The sequence below is a fragment of the Rhizobacter sp. P3_B12 genome (genome assembly GCF_056402895.1).
Genome location: NZ_JBFUGN010001235.1, coordinates 1 through 1,551 on the forward strand (window position 1 = coordinate 1; position 1,551 = coordinate 1,551).

Annotated in this window: 1 protein-coding gene and 1 pseudogene; both read right to left on the bottom strand. The window is 74.3% G+C overall.

All coding sequences use genetic code 11. From position 1 onward, the window contains the following. Window positions 1-118: 118 nt before the first annotated feature. Window positions 119-1,246: a uroporphyrinogen-III C-methyltransferase gene (locus tag AC1D01_RS34100; protein WP_477873889.1), complete on the bottom strand. Its 1,128-nt coding sequence runs from the start codon at window positions 1,244-1,246 to the stop codon at window positions 119-121. Continuing rightward, window positions 1,243-1,551 (bottom strand): annotated as a pseudogene (locus AC1D01_RS34105) (uroporphyrinogen-III synthase); the annotation flags it as partial. The gene AC1D01_RS34100 and the pseudogene AC1D01_RS34105, both read right to left, overlap by 4 nt.

Genomic DNA, 1,551 nt, shown 5'->3' on the forward strand with positions numbered 1-1,551 from the left:
ACCCCAGTAGAACGACGCCAGGCCGTCATTGGTGCCCAGCACCGAAGCGCTGACCACCGCCAGCGCGAACAACAGCACGAACCAGATGACGGCACGCATCGGGAAGGGGGGCCTCAGGTCAACGGCCGGCCGTCGCGGTGGCGAGCGCCGCGAGCGTGTCGTCGGGCCGCGGCAGCACCACCTGGCGGGCGCCGGCCGACACCTGCTTCACCAGTTCGAGCGCCACCGTCGTGCGGCGCGAGCTGCGGTCGAAGTAGCGCTCCAGCGCCTGCTGGGCGCTCTGCAGGTCGGTCTGCGCCGCGTCGAACTGGCGGCTCAGCACCGCCAGGCGCGCGTTCAGCAGGCGCAGCTTCAGGTTCTCGCGCAGGAAGAAGGCCTGCTCCGGCGCCAGCCACATCGCATCCGGGTTGTCGATGCGGGTCACGCGCACCAGCGAGCGGGTCTCGCCCCAGACGCGGTCGAACAGCGCCCCCAGGCGATCGGACAGCTCGGCCAGCCCACCGCCCACCGGCACCGGCGCGCTCTGGCTGGCGCTGCGGGCGCTCGGGCGCGGTCCCGAGGCCGCCGGCTTCACCGGCTCGCGCCGCGGCTCGACCTGCACCAGCAGCGGCAGTTCATCGACCAGCCGCACCACCTCGTCGACCTTGATCGACAGCCCGCCGATGTCGGCCACGCCGACCGACTTGACGCGGTCGATGTCGCGCGCGATCGCGCGGCGCACGCCGTCCAGCCGCGGCTGGCTGTAGCGGGCCAGGCGCTCGTCGGCCTGCTTCAGCGCCGCCACCAGCGGCTCGGCACTGCCGGTGATCGCCGATTGCTGCTGGGCCACGCGCAGGCCGGCGTCGATGTCGACCAGCACGTTCTCGTCGCGCGAGCGCGACAGCGACTGGATCAGGTCCTCGAGCTGGCTGCGCTGGATCGCGACCTCGGCCAGCTTGGCCTCGAGCAGCGCGACCTTGGCCGCACTGTCGCGCRCGACCTCCTGCGCCTGGCGCGCCATCACCTGCGCCTCGCCGGACTGCCGGCCGCTGTCCTGCTGGCGGCGCACCAGCTCCTGCTCCAGCGTGCGCACCCGCTGCTGCGCCGACCAGGCCTGCACCAGCGCGATGACGATCAGCAGCACCAGCAGCGCGAGCACCGCCGGCGCGAGCCAGCCGGGCAGGCGGCGCGGCGCCACGGCGACAGCCACGGGTGCGGTGGGCACCGGCTCGGTGTGGGCGGGCGGGGAGGCAACGGTGTCGGTCACGATGCGATCGATTGTATGCAGGCCACCACTTCCGCGAGAGCAGGCCGGGATTCGAGCACCTGCCCGAGGCCGAGCGAGCGCGCGCGGGCCGCGATGCGCGGGTGCGTCGCGAGCGCGCGGCCGGCCGCCCAGGGCCGTGAAGGCGCGAGCGCCTCCAGGTGGTCGACCGCCTCGGAGCTGCTGAAGAACCACAGGTGCCGAGCCGGGCGGTCGAGCGCGGCCTGCAGCAGCGCGCGCCCGGCGTCGTCGAGCAGCGGCGCGCTGCGGCCGTAGGCGCAGGCCAGCGACACCGTGGCGCCCTGCTC